Genomic DNA, 17,657 nt, shown 5'->3' with positions numbered 1-17,657 from the left:
TCGCCCGTACGGGCGAGCGGCTGCTCGCCCATGGATTTGATATGAGGGTGCCACGGATGGTTTCGATGCAATCTCCCACACGGCAGGCGTCGCGTGATTACCTCGCGTTTCATGCCCCGTTGATCCGTCTGCAGCACAGCGCACCGCACCCGCAGAGCCGGCGGGTGCTGTGGGCCCTGCTCGCCCTGCTGGCCTTTCTGTTCGTCTGGGCCTGGTTCGGCCGGCTCGACGTCGTCGCAGTCGCCGACGGCAAGCTGGTTCCGGCCAGCTATCTGAAGATCGTGCAACCCGCCGAAGCCGGCATCGTGCAGCAGATCCTGGTGCACGAAGGAGACACGGTTCGGGCGAACCAGGTCCTGATGCGCATGGACGCGCTGATCACCGAAGCCGAGCTGGAGGCCATCGTCACCGAACATGCGCGCCGGCAACTGCAACTCGCACGTATCGATGCCGAAGTCTACGCGCGGCCGTTCGAGGCACCCGACTCCGCACCGCAGGAACTGGCGCGCGAAACGGCGGCGCAGTACCAGGCCAATCGCGACGCACTGGCCGCCGCGCTGGCGGAAGAGCAGGCGCGCCTGCACAAGACCGAACAGGAGCTTGCGGCCGCACGCCAGCAGAAGCAGCGCCTGCTCACGGTACTGCCCTACTTCGAAGCCCAGGACCAGGCGTGGGCAAGACTGGTCGGCACCGGCTTTGCCGGAGCCCTTGCCGGCGGCGAGAAGCAGCGTGAGCGCATCGAGAAGGAGCAGGATCTGGCCGTGCAGCGACACCTGATCGCTTCCGCAGAAGCAGGCATCGAACAATCGCGCAAGAAACGGCTCCAGATCGAAGCCGATTACCTGCGTCAGTTGCACGCCGAGCGCAGCGAAGCACAAGCGCAGCTCGAGCGCCTGAACAAGGAACTGCAGAAGCAGCAGCACCGGCGCGAACTGCTGGAACTGAGGGCTCCGCAGGACGGCGTGATCAAGGATCTCGCGACCCACACCACAGGCACCGTGGTGCAACCCGGCACCGTGCTCGCGACACTGGTGCCGCGTGAGGAAAGGCTCAAGGTCGAGGCCTGGGTATCAAACGAAGACATCGGCTTCGTACGACCTGGGCAGGCGGTGCAACTCAAGTTCGCGGCCTACCGGTTCCAGAAGTACGGCATGGGGCGCGGTACCGTCGAGCACCTCAGCGCCGATGCCCAGAGCGAAACCGAAGCGCGCGACAAGGGGGTTGCGAACAGCATGGAGAGCTTGCGCTACAAGGCGCTGATCACACTCGACGGTGACGCACTGGAGGCAGACGGACGCCGCCATCCGCTGTCAGTGGGCATGCAGACGACAGCAGAAATCCTGCTCGGCAGCCGCACCGTTGCCGAATACCTGCTGTCACCGTTGCAGAAAGCGTGGCACGAGGCAGCAAGAGAAAGATAAGACCCCGTAGGGGCGACCGGCGGTCGCCCGTACAGAGCCGGCATGGGATCGTGCCCGTAGGGGCGACCGGCGGTCGCCCGTACAGAGCCGGCATGGGATCGTGCCCGTAGGGGCGAGCGGCCGCTCGCCCGTACAGATCGGCCGCTCGCCCGTACAGATCGGCCGCTCGCCCGTACAGATCGGCCGCTCGCCCGTACAGATCGGCCGCTCGCCCCTACGGCAGATCGGTGGAAACGTGCGCCAGCTCGCGCAACCGCCCGTTCAGCCAACCGAAACCGATTCGCTCCTGCTCCAGCCGCAACCGCGGCTGCAGGCGATCGAAGCGGAGCTCGTCGTACACCACGGCCTCGTCCGGCGTCAGACGCATGAGATCGTGACACACCGGGTCGGGCTCTTCGCCCCAGTGCGCACGGTGTTCGAGCAAGGTCTCGCGATCCATCAGCATCGATGCCACGTGCGGGAAGTGACTGCGCAACTGATCCAGAATCGCGAAACCGTGCGTATCGATATCACCCCAGTAGTACAGCGCGCAACGGCGCAACCACTGCGCTTGCGCGAGCGCCTCCCACCCGTAGCCGGCGCCAAACAACACGATCGCGCGTTCGAGCGCAGGAAAAGCCAGGAAATTGGTTTCGTTTTCGGTGATGAACACCCGTTCGACCGGCAAGGCGAGCGCAGCGAAGCTCGTTGCGTCCAGAGTCAGATCGCACCGTCCGCTGCAGCCCGGCAGGACGGGCAGCGTCGGGTCGAGCAGGCGCAAGCGGATCCGCACCGGCTTGTCCAGGAAACCGAAGCGACGCGTGAACTGCGACACCCCGCTCGCCGTGCTGTCGACGGCAGCGGCTGGCAAGGCCAGATCCAGCAGCTCGCCAAGCACACCCCGATGTGCTTCGATGAACTTGCTGTCGACGCCGGGTGCATCGAGCTGGCGCAGATACACACCCGGGCGCGGATGTGCCTGCAGCCACGCGACGACCGCCAGCAGGCGGTCCCAGCGATCGTACAGTTCGAGCGCCTGCAGTGAACGCCTGGACAGCCACGCGAGCAGCGCCGGCTGCGCGCTCGCCGTCTGCTGCCACAGTTGCCCGAAGCGCTCCACCTGACGCGTCTTCCCGATCCAGGCAACGGCATCCGCGAGCACGTCGACCCACACCGAGGCGGGCAGTCGCTGCCTGCCTTGCACCCGATGGTTCCATTCACGCCATTCGATTCGCACGTACGGTGTGGCGGCAATCACCTGCACCCAGTCGCGTACCGCCTCGAAACGGTGTGCGAGATCGGCGGCACCCGGGGACTTCAGGTTGAGCCGCAGCGGCCAGGCAACACCATCCGACACCGCCGCGCGCAGCAGTTCGCCGCGGTCCCACAGGCGCTGGACCTGCGCCCGCAGATCGGCCGGCGTTGTCCAGCTCATGAGGCAGCGACTTTTTCTGCCGACTTCTGCACCCGATATTCCTCTATCGTCAGGCAGCGCAGCCGCGAATCACTGCCACCCTCGTTGTGCACGAAGCCCACGCTCGAGACGAAGGGCTCGATGATGTGGATCTTCTGCAGCGGCGTGACGATCAGCAGTTGCAGGTTGAGCTGCTGGAACAGACGCAGACCGTATTGCGCCGACTCGTCCGAGCCGCGCCCGAACGCCTCGTCGATCACCACGAAGCGGAACGAACGCGAACGCACCGCGCCCCACTCCAGCCCGAACTGGTAGGCGAGGCTCGCAGCCAGCACGGTGTAGGCGAGTTTCTCCTTCTGCCCGCCCGACTTGCCACCGGAGTCCGAATAGTGCTCGTGCTCGCCACCATCGGCGCGCCAGCGTTCGCTGGCCGAGAACAGGAACCAGTTGCGCACGTCGGTGACCTTGGTGCTCCAGCGACGATCCACGTCTGCAAGACCCTCGCGACCACGGAAACGGTCGATGATCGCCTTGACCTGCAGGAACTTCGCCTCCGAGTACTGCTCGTCGTACGACGCTGTTGTCGCTCCATCGATACAGGCACGCAAATCCTGCCGGAAATCGCGGATCTCCGCGTCCGGACTCGGCTGGACAACCAACTTGATGTAACGGTCGCGGTTGTAGTCGATCGACCGCAACGACTGGTTGATGAAGTCGACCCGCTCCCTGTACTTCCCGCGTTCGCGATCGAGTTGACCGTTGAAGTTGGCGATCTCTCGGATGGTGTTAACTTTAAGCAACTCCTTGAAACGCGCCTCGAAACGCGGCAGATCGTCGCCCTGCAGGCCGGTGAGCAGGCGTTCGTACTCGCCGAGCGCCGCCAGGCTGACGTCCATCTCGACGGTTTCGAGCTTGAACTCTTCCTTGAAACCACGCATCGCGTTGACGATACGCTCAGTCAGCCGGGCAAGGCGCCTGTCCTCGGCGTCGATGCGATCCTGCAGCCACTTGCGCAGCTCCTGCTCGCGGTTGTCGCACGACTCGACCGAGAGCTGGTGCTCGCCGAGTGCCTCGCTGCGCCAGCCGTCCAGCCGTTCGATCTGCGCATCGGGCAGCGGCGCTGCGTCCCACGCCATCCGCGCCTGATCGCGCAGCTCCTGTGCCGCCTCGCGTCGGCTCCTGATTTCACCGCGCTTGCCGAGCGCCTCCGCGCGCTTCGCCTCGATCTCGTTCAGACGCAGTTGCACCGCCTGCAACTGCGATCCCAGCTCCTGCAGCACGTTCGATGCCGCCTGCAGTCGAGCGTGTTCATCGGCAAGCACGGCAATCTCGCGCGCAGGGCTCATCCAGTCGATATCCGCAAAGCGCGTGAACTCCTCCAGCCGGGCGAGCGTCTCCAGCCGACCCTGCAGATCCTTGCGCGCCTGCTGGATTTCGCCGATGCGCTGCCCGAGCGTTGCCAACTGCCGCTCCAGCCGCTCGCGCTGGTCACGCAGCGTGCGCAGCTTGTCGACGTTGCTCCAGCCGAGCACGTAGCGGCTGCGATCGTCGATGCGGCTGCGGTCGTCCTTTTCATGGCGTCCGCTGGGGTCCTTGATCTGCCCGGCGCGCGTGATCGCACGTGCCTCGCGGCGGAACTGCTCGCCGCTGTCGCTGCACGCGACGTCGAAGCGGTTGCGCAACTCCTGTTCCAGCCACTCGTAATGCGGCGAGTCCGGCTTGATGAGCAGTTTCCTGACCAGCGACTGCGGATGCAGCACAGCCCCCGGTGCGAGCTTCCTCTGGCGCACGTGGAAGTACACCAGCCGCGCACCCAGATGCTGGCGGTCAACCCAGTCCGCGACCGTCCTGTAGAGCGCGTCCGGAATCAGCAACGCCAGACCGAAGCTGCGCAGCAGCCGCTCGGCGGCGCCCTCCCACTCACGCTCGTCCTCGCGTACCTGGATCAGCTCACCCGCAAACGGCAGTTCTTCCTCGTCGATCGCCAGCGCGGTACACAGCGCTTCACGAATGCGGACCTGTGCCGTGTCGATATTGCTCTTGCGCCGCTGCAGGCTCTCGATCTCAGCGGTCAGATCGGCGTGCTGCTCGCGCCCCTTGCGAAACGCAAAGTCCTCTTCGCGTTCGCGGTTGTCCAGATCGGCGATGCGTTCGCGCAAACCATCGGCGCGCGTGGCGATGCCCTGCGACTGGGTGAAGAAGGCCGATTCGTCAGCCGGTGGCGTCTCGTCGATACGGGCAAGCAAGGCGCTGTGACGATCGGCCTTTTGCTGGCGCTGGGTCTTCTCGTGTTCCAGGCGGCGGATATCGGCTGCCAATTGCTCCAGACGATCACCGCCGTTGTCACGCAACGCACGCTCCAGTCGGGACACTTCGGTGCGCTGCGCATCCCGCTCGTTGTCCAGGCGTTCGATGCGTGCATCGACTCTTGTCGCCTCCTCGTGCAGCAGTTCCAGACGCCGGTCCAGCAGTTCACCCTTCAGGCGGGCGAAGTACGCGCGCAGCGCATCACGCCCTTCGCGCCAGCCCCGGATCGCCGTGACCAGCGCCGCGTGACGCCTGCCATCGTCGACCAGCGGTCCGAGCAACTCGAGCTGGCGCTTGGCCTTCAGCACCGCCTGGTGCGCACGGTCCAGATCGTCGAAGTGGTGGATCAGCGCCTCGATGCGCTGCCCCGAATCGAAGGGCTCGAGCATGTGGCTGCGCACGAAGTCGGTGAGGTTGCCCACCGATTTCATCGATACCGTCTGGTGGAACAGCTCCAGCGCCTGCTCGTGTTCGATACCGAAGCGTCGCCGAAACCACGCCCCGTACGGCGGAAAGCTGTCGAACAGTTCACAACCACCGGCACGCAGGCGCTTGCGCAGCGCGGCGACGTCGCTGCCGAAGCCGCTGAAGTCGGTGGTGATCGCGAGTTCGCGCTCCACGGCCACGTACAGGCGCGCCGGTTGCGCCTGCGGGTCCTTCAGCCAGAACACCTGCGCCAGCGTCACCGCCTGGTCGTAGCCTTCGTTGCGAAAGACGGCCAGGATCACCGAATAACTGCTCGCATCGCGCAGCGCCACCGGGCGTGCGCTGCCGGTTGCCTCGTTGCGCTCGCTCTTGTAATGGCCGAGCACGTAGGAACGCAGCGAACGCTCGCGCGCATCGGCGCCGGCCGCCTTGTTGTAGGCCACACGCTGCGCCGGAACCAGCAGCGTGGTGACCGCATCGACCAGCGTCGACTTGCCCGAACCGATGTCTCCCGTCAGCAGCCCGTTGCGCCCATCGAGCTCGTAGCGCCACACGCGTTTGTCGAAGGTACCCCAGTTCAGCACCTCGAGTCTGGCCAGCCGAAAGCCGACGCGGGTGTCGTCGCCCACGAAATCCAGCGCCAGCGCCTCATTCATCGCTTGGCTCTCTCCTTGCGGTTCCACCCTGCCCCGCACCGGATGCGGTCGCGAGTGCCGTACGGTAGACCTCGAGCCGGGCGTCGAACTCGGCCAGCCACTGCGCGTCGACAAAGGCCTTCAGGATGCGCCGTACCTCGACGTGTCCACGATCCGTGCTGCCGGTTGCCGGCTTGAGCCGGCGCAGAAAACCCAGATCCACCACCTTCGAGATCGTTGCATCGACCTGATCCACCAGGCGCGCCTCGTTGGTACCGTCAGGCAGGAACACCCGCACCAGCTCGGCGATCTCGTCGCGTGAAAGCACGAGCCGCGTATCGCCACCACCGGCGTCGGATTCGGCCATGCGCTTGCGCAACAGCGCAAGCATCAGGCTCACCGGATACGACAACTGACGCCGAGCGACCAGCCGCGGCAGACGTGGCGCACCAGCCGCTTCGTCCGCCTCCGGGCGGCTCTTCAGGAATGCATGGCCTTCGGCCTCGTCCAGCACCAGGTCGAGCAACAGCACGGCAGCCTGCTCACGCACCCGGGCCTGCAGGCGCAGCAGGCTCGCCCACAGCCGCTCGTCGTCTTCTCGATAAAGCACCCCCTTCAGCAGTTGCACCATGAGCTGTGACAACTCGGGTACGACGGGGAGGCTGTCGGGCAGTGTCTCGATCGCCTCGTCGGTGTCCATCATCTCGTGTATTCCTTTCGTCTCGGCCCGCACGGGGTTTCAGCGCGTGAAGATCACGCGCGGCACGCACGCCTCGCGTACCACCACCTCTTCCTGCGCATCGCGCGATTGCCACCGGATCGGCTCCGTCACGGTTTCATCGACCAGCGCGCGCAGACCATCGACAGCACCGCCACCTTCAGCCCCGGCGTGCGCCAGCTCCAGATACCCCACCAGCTCGGCCAGACCGTGCAGCAGCGGCTCGGTTTCGAGCAGCTCGCGCAGAGTGACCTGTGGCTTGTTGCGCAGCGCACGCTGTACCGAAGCACGCAGCCGCTGCTTGTCGACCACGATCTGGTCGAACAGCCGCGCCGTGTCGATCTCCTCCTCACCGGCGAGGACCACCAGTTCGGCCAGGCGCGGCTTCACGCTCGGCGTGAACAACGGTCGCTCCAGCGGCAATTCGACCTCGGCACCCATCGCATCGATGCCCATCACCCCGGGCGGAGGTGACGATTCACGCAGTGCCAGCGCCTTGCTCTCGATGCCATGCAACAGATCGAGGATGCGCCGGTTCTCCAGAAAGGCACGATCGTCCAGGAAACGGCGCAACTGCTGTGAAAGCTGCGCGACGGTGCGCTGCGTGTGTTCACCTGCCTCCATCCAGTCGTGATGCACCCGGCGGATGCGCGGCTCGGGTTTCAGCAGCGCCACCGCGGGCAGTGCGAGTATCTGGTCCAGCCGATCGGAGAGTTCCTCCTGGCGCCGGCTCGACATCAGAAAGTCCCAGAAGGCGCGAAAGCTGCGACCCTGGTCCGAATCGCCGATAGCGTCGCGGTCGCCCATGATCTCGTCGAGCAAGGTGCCCTTGCTACCTTCCCACAGCGCGATCTTTTCGCGCACCTTGCGATCGAGCTGCCTGAAGTTGTGTTCCACTTCGCGAAAATCCGCGAGCAGCTCGCGCGCCAGTTGCTGAAATTGCTGAAAGCGATCCCGCACCGCGGTGTCGTCGAGCAACGGCACCTCACCGGTCTCCACACGCGCGATCTCGGCATCCAGCTCATCACGCTTGCGGTGCAGATCCTCGAGACGTCTGGCCGGATCGACTTCGGTACCGGCACTGATCTGTTCGAGCAGCGCAAACAGCGTCAGCAGGCGCGACTCGGTGCCGACGAACAAGCGCTCCGTCAACGACTGCAACCAGGCGATTGCCTTCTCGGTGGCCGGCGTCAGATCGTACTGCGCCTCGTCGGTGCCGGGCTTGTAGAACTTGCGCAGCCAGCCCTTGTCCGGCGCGCACCAGTCGTTCAGGTAATCCGCGGCAGCTTTCGGGTAGGCATCTGCTCCGAGCTGCTCGCGCAGCGCAAACAGCTCGTCTTCCAGTGCCTCGACCAGATCCGCCTCACTGATCACGCGCATGTTCGGCGCAACGAATACCCGGTACAGGAAACTCGCCACCAGCGGCGCATGCGGCGATGCCAGCAGCCGCCAGGCCGGATGCCTGTCACGCAGACTGGCGAGGGTTGTGTGATCCATGGATGTGGTCTGGCTGCGCCGCTGCGACTCGATCATTCACGGCGACGAATATTGCCAGAAGCCTGCCGCCTGCGCAGCCTCATCGACGGGTGTTCGGGCGAGCGGCGGTGGTGGCGTACGGGCTGAAGGAAGCCGGTGCGCTACCCATGCTGGGCTGAAACGCATGCAGAGGCCGCGTGAGGAATTTTGCAGAACCGACGACGCACGCGGGCAACACCCTGCCCTGTTCGGCGTGGTGCGCGACGATGGCGGCGGAACCGATGATCCTCACGCTCGCGAACCCGACGATCGAGGATTGCGCCCGAAGTGGTCGGGCTCGTGCGCCAACATCCCAGCCCCACGTCCAGGCGCACCTGGAGCGTTACGACGCCGGAGCGCGCTACACCAGCGCCAACATGGGCTTTCAATGTACTATTCATTCATCGACGCAGGGGGCTCCATGACTACGTCGCCTGACAACGCCAATGCAGAATCGGAGCGCGAGCTGCAGCGCTGGCAAAACCGCTTGCTGCGCTTCATGACCGCCAGCCTGATCGTGATGGCAGCGTTTTTCTTCGCCGCCACGCTGTGGCTGTTCGCCGATTTGACCGAACGCGTGCAATACCGCCAGACCGATCTGGTCGCGATCATGAACACGCTGCCCGCGTCCGGGGAAGTTGCCCGCGATCATCGCTATCGTGAATGGTACGTGCGCGCGGTGCTGGAGAAATCGGCGCTGGAACAACGCTTCGCGCTGCAATCGATGATCGTGCAAGGGCGCCTGTGGACGCGTGCGATGGGCTTTCTGACCGGCATGATCCTGTGTTTCAGCGGCTGTGTGTTCGTGCTCGGCAAGCTGCGCGAACCCGTGACGCAGGCGTCCGCGGAAGGCTCCGGCATCAAGGCTTCGCTGACGACCTCCTCGCCCGGCGTATTTCTCGCCTTTACCGGCGCGCTGCTGATCGGCCTGACGCTGTACGTACCGGCCAGTGTCGAAACCAGTGACGCCGCAGTCTATTTGCCGCGCCAGGTCGAAGTAGTGAACCCGGGTGCGCTTGCCCCGCCGCAGAACGTGACACACGATGCACCGGCGATGGTCGAGCCCGCGCCGCCATCTGCCGGCACTGCCCCGCCGCCCGGCAGTGCGATCGATGCGGCCATGCCGCCGCTGCCGGCCAGTGTGATGCGGCAACTGCAGGAACCGCCGGCTGCATCCAGTTCGAGGTGAAACCCATGTTGCGCGCTGTTGCCGGCCTGCTGCTTTTATTGACCGGCGCGGCATCGCTCGCGCAGGTCGATCCACACCCCGATTACGTGAACGGCTACTGCGCGTGGACAGCGCAGCACTGGAGCGCTGCCAGCGAAAGTTTGTCGCGCTACTGGAATGCCGTGCCGTTCGGCCGCACCTACGATGTCGCGTACTGGCTGGGCACCAGCTGGTGTCGGCAGAGCGGAGCGGAATTGCCTGGCGCAGATCTGCTCGACTGGTCGTATCACTTTCACAGCATGCCTGAAGCCACGCGCATGAAGTTTCGCCAGGAGCGCGATCTGTGCCTGCACTGGCTCAATGCCGCCACCAGCCAGCGTAGCGCGCCGACCATCGTGCTTGCCGGCGCCTGGACCAGCGCCACCGCGCGCGCCAGCGGCAAAACGTTTTACCTGGGCAATCAGGACAAGGGTGGCCTGACGGCGTACCCCGTGCGAGTCAAGCACAAGCTCGATGACGCGGTATTTGCCGCGCGACTGGTCGAGGTCGGGAACCCCGATGCCATCGCGCAGGCACTGCTGACGCGGGCGCCACAATTCAAGGTGCATGTCGGTCGGCAGTTCGCCATTGCCAGCGCAGTGCACGACGATGCCCAGCTCAAGCGCATCGCCGAACAGCTCGATCGGTTCGCGGTCTTTTTGCAGGGTGAATTTGCGCTTCCGGCGCCTGGGCATTACATAACGATTTACCTGTTTCCCGACATCCCGCAATTGCGGGTGTGGGCCGACAGGCTGCACGGCCTCGATGCCAGTCCGATGACGCTGGGGTATTCGTTGCAGAACGATTTGTCGGTGCTGGCGATGGTGCCGTCGACACAGGTCGGCACGATTCTGCACGAGCTGTTTCATCTGCTGCTGCGCGGTGCGTATGGTGATGCGCCGCAGTGGCTGGACGAAGGCATGGCCAGCCTCTATGAAACCTCGACGTTTTCCGGTGGCCGTTACCACGGTGCGCCCAACTGGCGCTCGCCTGTGTTTGCCGAGTTCTCGCATGTGTTCCCGCGCATGGCGCTGCACGACGTGATCACCTCGCCATGGTTTTCGGATGAACCCTCGCTGGCCGCGTGGCCCGGCGAGCGCCGGCTCGGCCCCGACGAGCAGGCCTACATGCTGGCGTATGCGCGTATGTTCATGCTGTACCTGCAGGAGGCCGGCATGTTGACAAGGGTGTTGCAGACTTATCAGCAGCGACAGACGCCGGCACAATTCACGCCCGCGCCTGCGCAGTCCGTTGCCTTGCTTGAGAAGGCGCTCGGCAAACCCTTGCCCGAGATCGAGCAGGCTTTTCGCACCTGGGCGCCGAAAGCATCGAAGCCCGATACGCGCCTTGATGCGCAACCGGCGAATGCACCGGCACCAGCCAATGCGATCGATCGTTGAACGCAAAACGCGTTCGTCTACCAGTGCGAATGGTGGCTCTGGTGAATTCCGAGTGGGTAACCGGCATGGTTCGGGATGGATTTTGGCCATTCCATTCCGAGGTGGCCATGATGACGGGAAAGATATTCGAGGCGGCACAGGAGATCAGTGCGCCGTGGCGGGAAAGCGATACGCGCCGACGCGTGTAATCGAAGCTCTGCATGTAGCGGTTCCACAGCACCACGTTCGCGAAGCGGCACGGTGGCAACTCGCCCTCGATCAGCAATGCCTCGTCGGGCATCAGCACAAACGGCGCGGCGCAGTAGTGCGCGTGCAGGTTGCCATAGCCGGTCTCGCTGCTCCAGCGCTGCGGGCGGAGGGAGGGCTGCGGCGCGTCAGAGTGGTTCGTTGGCTGCGTCGACGTCGGCGCCACCGTTCAGATGGGCGATCAGGCAATCGAGATCGCCGTCCAGTCGCGACAGCGTGTCCGCGGGCAACCGGGACAGTGCATCGAGCAGCAGTCCGCGCAACGGTTGCGGTGCATTCGCGAGCACGGACTTTCCCTCTGTCGTCACGCGCACCCGGACCGCACGCCGGTCGTCCTCGCAGCGCAGGCGTTCCACCAGTCCGCGTTGAACGAGTCTCTCGATCAGGTTGCTGGCAGTCGAGACGTGTATCGACAGTGCCCTGCTCAGCGCCGACACCGTGATCCCCGGCGTCTCCACGATCGCAGCCAACATCCAGACCTGTGCGCCGGCGATGCCACAGGCGCGTTCCAGATCCCGCGTGTGACGACGCACCGCACCGACCACGATGCGGAACTTCTTCAAGACATCCATCGGGTGGCTTCTTTCAGGCGAGGCAGTCTGGGTGTCGGTCGGCATTGCTCATCGGTGCTCGGGTTATCCACCGCATTGTGGCGGGCAGGCGCGCCCGTGTCATGGGTGCGACAGCCGTAGTATCACCATGTTATATTTCACAAAACGTTTTTATACAAAACAAATGCGGAGGCGATGATGTGGAATCGAACCCCGCCGCTCGATGGTGCTGGCGTGTCGCCGATCGACGAAAGCCGATCGACCGGCGACGCACGACCGACGTGGTTGCTGTTCGGCGAACTTCTGAGTGACTGTTTTCCCGATCGCGAGATTGCCGGCGGCGCGCCCTTCAACGTCGCGGCGCATCTTGCTGCGCTCCGGGATGAGCAAGACGGCCAGCCGCTGCTGGTGAGTCGCGTCGGCCACGACGCACGCGGTGAATTCCTTCTGCGACGGTTGCGTGAACTCGGCCTGGGTACCGAGGCCATCCAGTTCGATGGTTGCCATGCGAGTGGGCATGCGGAAATCCGCCCGGAAGCCGGTGGGCATCGTTTCGTGATCGATCCGGAGCAGGCATGGGACTACATTGCCCCGGCTCCGGTCTTGCGTGTCCTGGATGGCCGGCAGCCTGCGTGGATCTACTTCGGGACCCTCGCGCAACGTGGCGTTTCCCGCGCAACGCTGCGCTCGCTGTTCGGTGCGAACGTCACCCCGGGCTTTCTCGACGTCAATCTGCGCGAGGAAGCAATTTCACACGACGTGCTCGAGTGGTCGCTCGGCCATGCTCAGGTGCTGAAGCTCAACGAAGACGAACTGCACCGTATTGCCGCCCTGACTGGAACCGGTACGGGTGATCCGCGTGCCGTTGCGCTGCGGCTGATCGAGCGCTTCGGCATAGGTCGCGTGATCGTGACGCGGGGCGAGCATGGCGCGTGGACCGTGGACGGCAACGCAAGCCTCGTCGCCACGGAGGCCGAGGCGACGCCGGAGGATTTCCGGGACAGCGTCGGTGCGGGTGATGCCTTTGCGGCCGTGTGTCTGCTCGGTTTGGTGCGCGGGTGGCCGGTGGAGCTTTGGCTACGGCGTGCGAACCGCTTCGCGCGCGGGATCTGCCGCATCCGGGGCGCCGTGCCTGACCGTCCTGAGTTCTACGAAGGGTTTCGGCGTGAATTCTGCGAACCCGTGGAGCACATCGCATGAGCTCCCTCTACATCATGATGATCAGCGTGCACGGGCTGGTGCGTGGCACGAAACCGGAGCTTGGGCGGGACGCCGATACAGGCGGCCAGGTTCTGTACGTGCTCGAGCTGGCGCGGGCACTCGCCAGGAATCCGGCGGTGGATCGCGTCGATCTGGTGACGCGCCGCATCGAGGATCAGGCGATCGGTGCCGATTACGCGCGTGAACGGGAATCGCTCGGCCCCGGTGCGTGGTTGCTGCGCCTGCCTTGCGGCCCGGCACGGTATCTGCGCAAGGAAGGCCTGTGGAATCACCTCGATTCACTGGTGGATCGCATCGCCGCGCACATCAGGCGCGAGGGGCGCATCCCGGACGTGATCCACTCGCACTACGCCGATGCCGGCTACGTGGGGCTGCAGCTCTCGCAACTGCTCGGTGTGCCGCTGGTGCATACCGGCCATTCGCTGGGGCGTTGCAAGCGCCGACGTCTGCTCGACCTGGGACGCAAGCCGCAGGCCCTCGAACGCCAGTTCAACTTCGCGCGTCGCATCGGTGCCGAGGAGGAAGTGCTCGCCCATGCGAGCATGGTGGTCACCAGCACGCACCAGGAATGCGATGAGCAGTACGCGCAGTACCACAGCTTCCAGCGTGCCCACGCCGTGGTCATTGCACCGGGCACCGACACCTCGCGCTTCCGGCCGGCAGGCCGTGTGCCCGTACCCGATCACGTCGTGGCGATGATCGATCGCTTCCTCGTACAGCCGCGCAAACCGCTGATCCTCGCGATCAGCAGGCCGGAGATGCGCAAGAACCTGGTCCGGCTGGTGACGGCATACGCCAGTTCACCGCGCCTGCGCTCGATGAGCAATCTGGCCATCGTTGCCGGACAGCGTGACGATATACGCACGCTGGAATCCGATCAGGCTGCCGTGCTGACCGACCTGCTGCTCGAGGTCGATCGCCATGACATCTGGGGCCAGGTCGCCTTGCCGAAGCAGCACGCATCCGACGATGTACCGGAGCTGTATCGGCTGGCGGCATCCCGTCGAGGGGTATTCGTCAACGCCGCGCTCACCGAGCCGTTCGGGTTGACGCTGATCGAGGCGGCGGCGAGCGGTCTGCCGGTGGTGGCGACCGCCGATGGCGGTCCCCGTGACATCATCGCAAGCTGTGACAACGGCGTGCTGGTCGACCCGCTGGACGCCACCTCCATCGCACGGGGACTCGAGGACGTGGTGTTCGACCTGCCGGGTTGGCCACGGCGCGCGCGGCGGGGCATCGCGGGCGTGGCGCGTCACTTCACGTGGGACGCGCACGTCACGAAGTACCTGAAGAGCGTGCAGCGGATCCTGAAGCGGACACGCAAGCAGGTGCGACGCGAACAGGCGAGTCGCCTGCTGCCCGCAGCCCGCCCCTTTGCCCTGTGCCGGCGCACGCTGATCAGCGATATCGACAACACCTTGCTTGGCGATCGCCAGGAACTGGATGTCCTGCTGCAACTCTTGCGTCGCGACGGCGGCACCCTGGGCTTCGGGGTCGCGACCGGCCGTCCGCTGGAGAGCACCGTGCGAATCCTCAGGCAGTGGCGCGTACCACTGCCCGAGTTGCTGATCACTTCCGTGGGCAGCGAGATCCACTACGGACGCGAGCTGCAGCCCGATACGGGGTGGCGCAACCACATCCGCCACCTGTGGCGCCGTGATGCGTTGCGCGAGCTGCTCGATGCGGTGCCCTGGCTGCAGCCGCAGGCACCTGAAAACCAGCGCGAGTTCAAGCTCAGTTACGACGTCGATGCGAGCGAGGTGCCTGTCATGCGCGAACTGCGCGAACTGCTGCGGGAGCAGCGCTTGCACGCGAATCTGGTGTATTCGCACGACCAATTCCTCGACGTGCTGCCCATGCGTGCCAGCAAGGGACGGGCGGTGCGCTATCTGGCCTACAAATGGGGGATGGCGCTGCGCGACTTCCTGGTGGCGGGCGATTCCGGCAACGACGAGGAGATGCTGCTCGGTGACACGATGGGCGTCGTCGTGGGCAACCACAGTCCCGAACTGGAGCGGCTGCGCGGATTGGAGCAGATCTACTTCGCGAGTGCGGGTTACGCCGGCGGCATCGTCGAGGGCATGGCGCATTACGGTTTCATCGATCCGCTCGATGCGGAGGGGGCGGCATGATCAAAAGTTTCCGCGACTGGGCGGCCGGGCATTGCGATGCCGTGCAGTGTTTCGTGCGCGAATGCTTCGCCGACGGCCGGCCATTGCTGCTGCAGAGCGATCTGCGCGCAATCTTCGGATCCGTGGTCGAGCGACTCGACGATGGCCTTTCCGGTTCGATATTCGAGGACATCGTGCGCCTGCTGCAGGAGGGGGTGCTGCGATCACCGTGGACGTGCCTGGCGCTGCGCGAGCGGCCCGGTCAGTGGCGCTACCTGCGTTTCCATATCGACAGCCCGGTTCCGGAGGAAATCGATGTGGCGCAGTTCCTGCGCTTCAAGGAGGGCCTGGTGTGTCCGGATGGCGCCGAGCGGCCAGCGCTGGAAGTGGACTTCGCACCGTTCAACCGCGAGTTCCCGCGGATGCGCGAGACGCGCTCGATCGGACAGGGGGTTTACTTCCTGAACCGTCATCTGGCAGGCGTGATGTTCCAGCGCGCCGCCGACGGGAATCGGCGCCTGCTGGAGTTCCTGCGCGTGCACGCGCTGGAGGGCCGGCAGTTGATGATCTACGAACACATCCACGATGTTCAGGCGCTGCGCGAGGCGCTGCGTGTGGCGCAAACGCTGCTCGAACGCCACGCACCCTCGGCCGCGTGGGAGGAGCTCGCCGAGCCGCTCGGTCGGCTCGGTTTCGCGCCGGGCTGGGGGGCGACCGGGGCCCGTATGGCCGAGTCGATGAGCCTGTTGAGCGACATTCTGGAGGCCCCCTCGGCGCAGCTGCTGGAAGCCTTCCTCGAACGCATTCCGATGATCTCGCGACTGCTGATCCTGTCGCCGCACGGCTACTTCGCGCAATCCGGGGTGCTCGGACGGCCCGACACCGGTGGGCAGGTGGTCTATATCCTGGACCAGGTGCGCGCACTCGAGCAGGAGATGCGCGACCGCCTGGCCGAGCAGGGCGTTGCGGTGGAGCCGCAGATCCTGGTCGTCACGCGACTGATTCCCGAAGCAGCGGACACGACCTGTGCGGAGGCGTTCGAGCCGATCCACGATTGCCACGGTGCGGCGATCGTGCGGGTACCGTTCCGGCATTCCGACGGTAGCGTGGTGCGTGACTGGGTTTCGCGCTTCGAGATCTGGCCCTTCCTCGAGGACTTCACCCAGGAGGTGGAACGCGAAGCGCTGGCCCGTTTCGGCGGGCGGCCGGACCTGATCGTCGGCAACTACTCTGACGGCAACCTGGTCGCCTCGCTGCTGTCCCAGCGGCTCGGCGTCACGCAATGCAACATCGCGCACGCGCTCGAGCAGACCAAGTACCTGCACTCGGCGCTGTACTGGCGCGAAAACGACGCGCAGTACCACTTCGCGACGCAGTACACGGCCGACCTGATCGCGATGAACAGTGCGGATTTCATCATCACCAGTACCTTTCAGGAGATCGCCGGCACCGCCGAAACGGTTGGCCAGTACGAGAGCTACGCTGCATTCACGATGCCGGGCCTCTATCGCGTGGTCAGCGGTATCGATCCCTTCGACCCGAAGTTCAACATCGTCTCGCCCGGGGCCGACGAACGGGTCTATTTCCCCTATACCGATGCCGCGCGTCGCCTGCGCTCGTTGCAGCCGGCAATTGCGCACCTGCTGCAGGACGCCGACCCGGGAATCCCCTGGCGAGGCCGGTTTGTCGATCCTGACAAGCCGCTGGTGTTCAGCATGGCACGCATGGACCGGATCAAGAACCTCACGGGGTTGGCCCGGTGGTTCGGAGAGAACGAGTCGCTGCGCGAGGCGGCCAACCTGCTGCTGATCGGCGGCCACGTCGATGCCGCAGAATCCGATGACGCGGAGGAGCGTGAGCAGATTCGGTTGATGCACGAATTGATCGACAGCCACCGATTGGACGGACAGGTGCGCTGGCTGGGCGGACGGCTCGACAAGGCGTTGACCGGCGAGCTCTATCGCTGCGTGGCCGACGGTCGCGGCGTGTTCGTGCAGCCGGCATTGTTCGAGGCATTCGGGTTGACCGTGATCGAGGCGATGGCCTCCGGACTGCCGGTGTTCGCAACCCGCCACGGCGGCCCGCTGGAGATCATTCGTGACGGGGTGTCGGGTTTCCATATCGATCCCAACGACGGCGCGGACGCGGCGCGGCGCATCACCGGATTCCTGCGGCGCTGCGTTCGCGAGCCCGAGGAGTGGGAACGGATTTCGCGCGGCGCGCTGGCGCGCGTCGGTGAGCGTTACACATGGCGCCGTTATGCGCAGCGCATGATGAGCCTGGCGCGGATCTACGGTTTCTGGAAGTTCGTCAGCGAACTGGAGCGCGGGGAAACCGCGCGTTATCTGCAGATGTTCCACCATCTGCAATTCCGTCCGCTGGTCGCGTCGATACAGGGAGGTATGCATGGCTAGGACGGCGGCCACGGCATTCCCTGGAAGGGCAACCACAGTTCGTGGTTGGCACAGAAGGAAGCACACCTGGCCCGGGAAGCCAAGGCCAAGAG

11 protein-coding genes are annotated in these 17,657 nt (G+C 65.1%); 6 read left to right on the top strand and 5 right to left on the bottom strand.

All coding sequences use genetic code 11. The annotated features are described in order from the left end of the window. The first annotated feature begins 65 nt into the window (after positions 1-65). Positions 66-1,421 (top strand): HlyD family type I secretion periplasmic adaptor subunit, encoded by a 1,356-nt coding sequence (locus tag H7A12_00375; GenBank protein ID MCP5319284.1) that lies wholly within the window; start codon positions 66-68, stop codon positions 1,419-1,421. Between the two features lie 214 nt (positions 1,422-1,635). Here H7A12_00375 and H7A12_00370 read toward each other — a convergent pair whose 3' ends face one another. From H7A12_00370 to H7A12_00355, 4 genes are read right to left on the bottom strand one after another with little or no spacing between them, the layout of a single operon-like run. After that, entirely contained in the window at positions 1,636-2,835 is a 1,200-nt protein-coding gene (locus tag H7A12_00370) for a hypothetical protein (protein MCP5319283.1), read from the bottom strand. After that, entirely contained in the window at positions 2,832-6,203 is a 3,372-nt protein-coding gene (locus H7A12_00365) for an ATP-dependent exonuclease SbcCD, C subunit-like protein (protein MCP5319282.1), read from the bottom strand. Before H7A12_00365 ends, H7A12_00370 begins: the two co-directional genes overlap by 4 nt. After that, positions 6,196-6,885 carry a DUF4194 domain-containing protein gene (locus H7A12_00360; GenBank protein MCP5319281.1) on the bottom strand — a complete coding sequence of 230 codons (690 nt, stop codon included), beginning with the start codon at positions 6,883-6,885 and terminating at the stop codon, positions 6,196-6,198. The genes H7A12_00365 and H7A12_00360 overlap by 8 nt, the downstream gene beginning before the upstream one ends. 36 nt (positions 6,886-6,921) lie before the next feature. Beyond that, on the bottom strand, positions 6,922-8,397 hold the full coding sequence (locus tag H7A12_00355; protein ID MCP5319280.1) for a DUF3375 domain-containing protein: 1,476 nt from the start codon (positions 8,395-8,397) through the stop codon (positions 6,922-6,924). Positions 8,398-8,836: 439 nt separating this feature from the next. Between H7A12_00355 and H7A12_00350 the strand changes: the two genes are divergently transcribed. Both H7A12_00350 and H7A12_00345 read left to right on the top strand, forming a co-directional pair. Beyond that, positions 8,837-9,604 (top strand): hypothetical protein, encoded by a 768-nt coding sequence (locus tag H7A12_00350; GenBank protein ID MCP5319279.1) that lies wholly within the window; start codon positions 8,837-8,839, stop codon positions 9,602-9,604. A 5-nt stretch (positions 9,605-9,609) separates the two neighbouring features. After that, the gene (locus tag H7A12_00345; protein MCP5319278.1) at positions 9,610-11,022 is read left to right on the top strand and encodes a hypothetical protein; all 1,413 of its coding nucleotides are present in this window, start codon (positions 9,610-9,612) and stop codon (positions 11,020-11,022) included. 374 nt (positions 11,023-11,396) lie between these two features. Here H7A12_00345 and H7A12_00340 read toward each other — a convergent pair whose 3' ends face one another. Further along, the gene (locus H7A12_00340) at positions 11,397-11,840 is read right to left on the bottom strand and encodes a MarR family transcriptional regulator (protein ID MCP5319277.1); all 444 of its coding nucleotides are present in this window, start codon (positions 11,838-11,840) and stop codon (positions 11,397-11,399) included. 177 nt (positions 11,841-12,017) lie between these two features. Here H7A12_00340 and H7A12_00335 point away from each other — a divergent pair, with 177 nt between their 5' ends. From H7A12_00335 to H7A12_00325, 3 genes are read left to right on the top strand one after another with little or no spacing between them, the layout of a single operon-like run. Then, entirely contained in the window at positions 12,018-13,019 is a 1,002-nt protein-coding gene (locus H7A12_00335) for a carbohydrate kinase (protein ID MCP5319276.1), read from the top strand. Next, a complete protein-coding gene (locus H7A12_00330; protein MCP5319275.1) occupies positions 13,016-15,172 on the top strand; it encodes an HAD-IIB family hydrolase in 2,157 nt (718 codons plus the stop codon). Before H7A12_00335 ends, H7A12_00330 begins: the two co-directional genes overlap by 4 nt. Then, positions 15,169-17,565, top strand: a complete 2,397-nt coding sequence (locus H7A12_00325) for a sucrose synthase (protein ID MCP5319274.1) — start codon at positions 15,169-15,171, stop codon at positions 17,563-17,565. Before H7A12_00330 ends, H7A12_00325 begins: the two co-directional genes overlap by 4 nt. The last annotated feature ends 92 nt before the right edge of the window (positions 17,566-17,657 follow it).

The sequence above is a fragment of the Pseudomonadales bacterium genome (assembly GCA_024234165.1).
GTDB lineage: Bacteria > Pseudomonadota > Gammaproteobacteria > Pseudomonadales > UBA5518 > UBA5518.
Note: the sequence above shows the minus strand (reverse complement) of the source record. Positions and strands in the feature narration are given on the sequence as shown.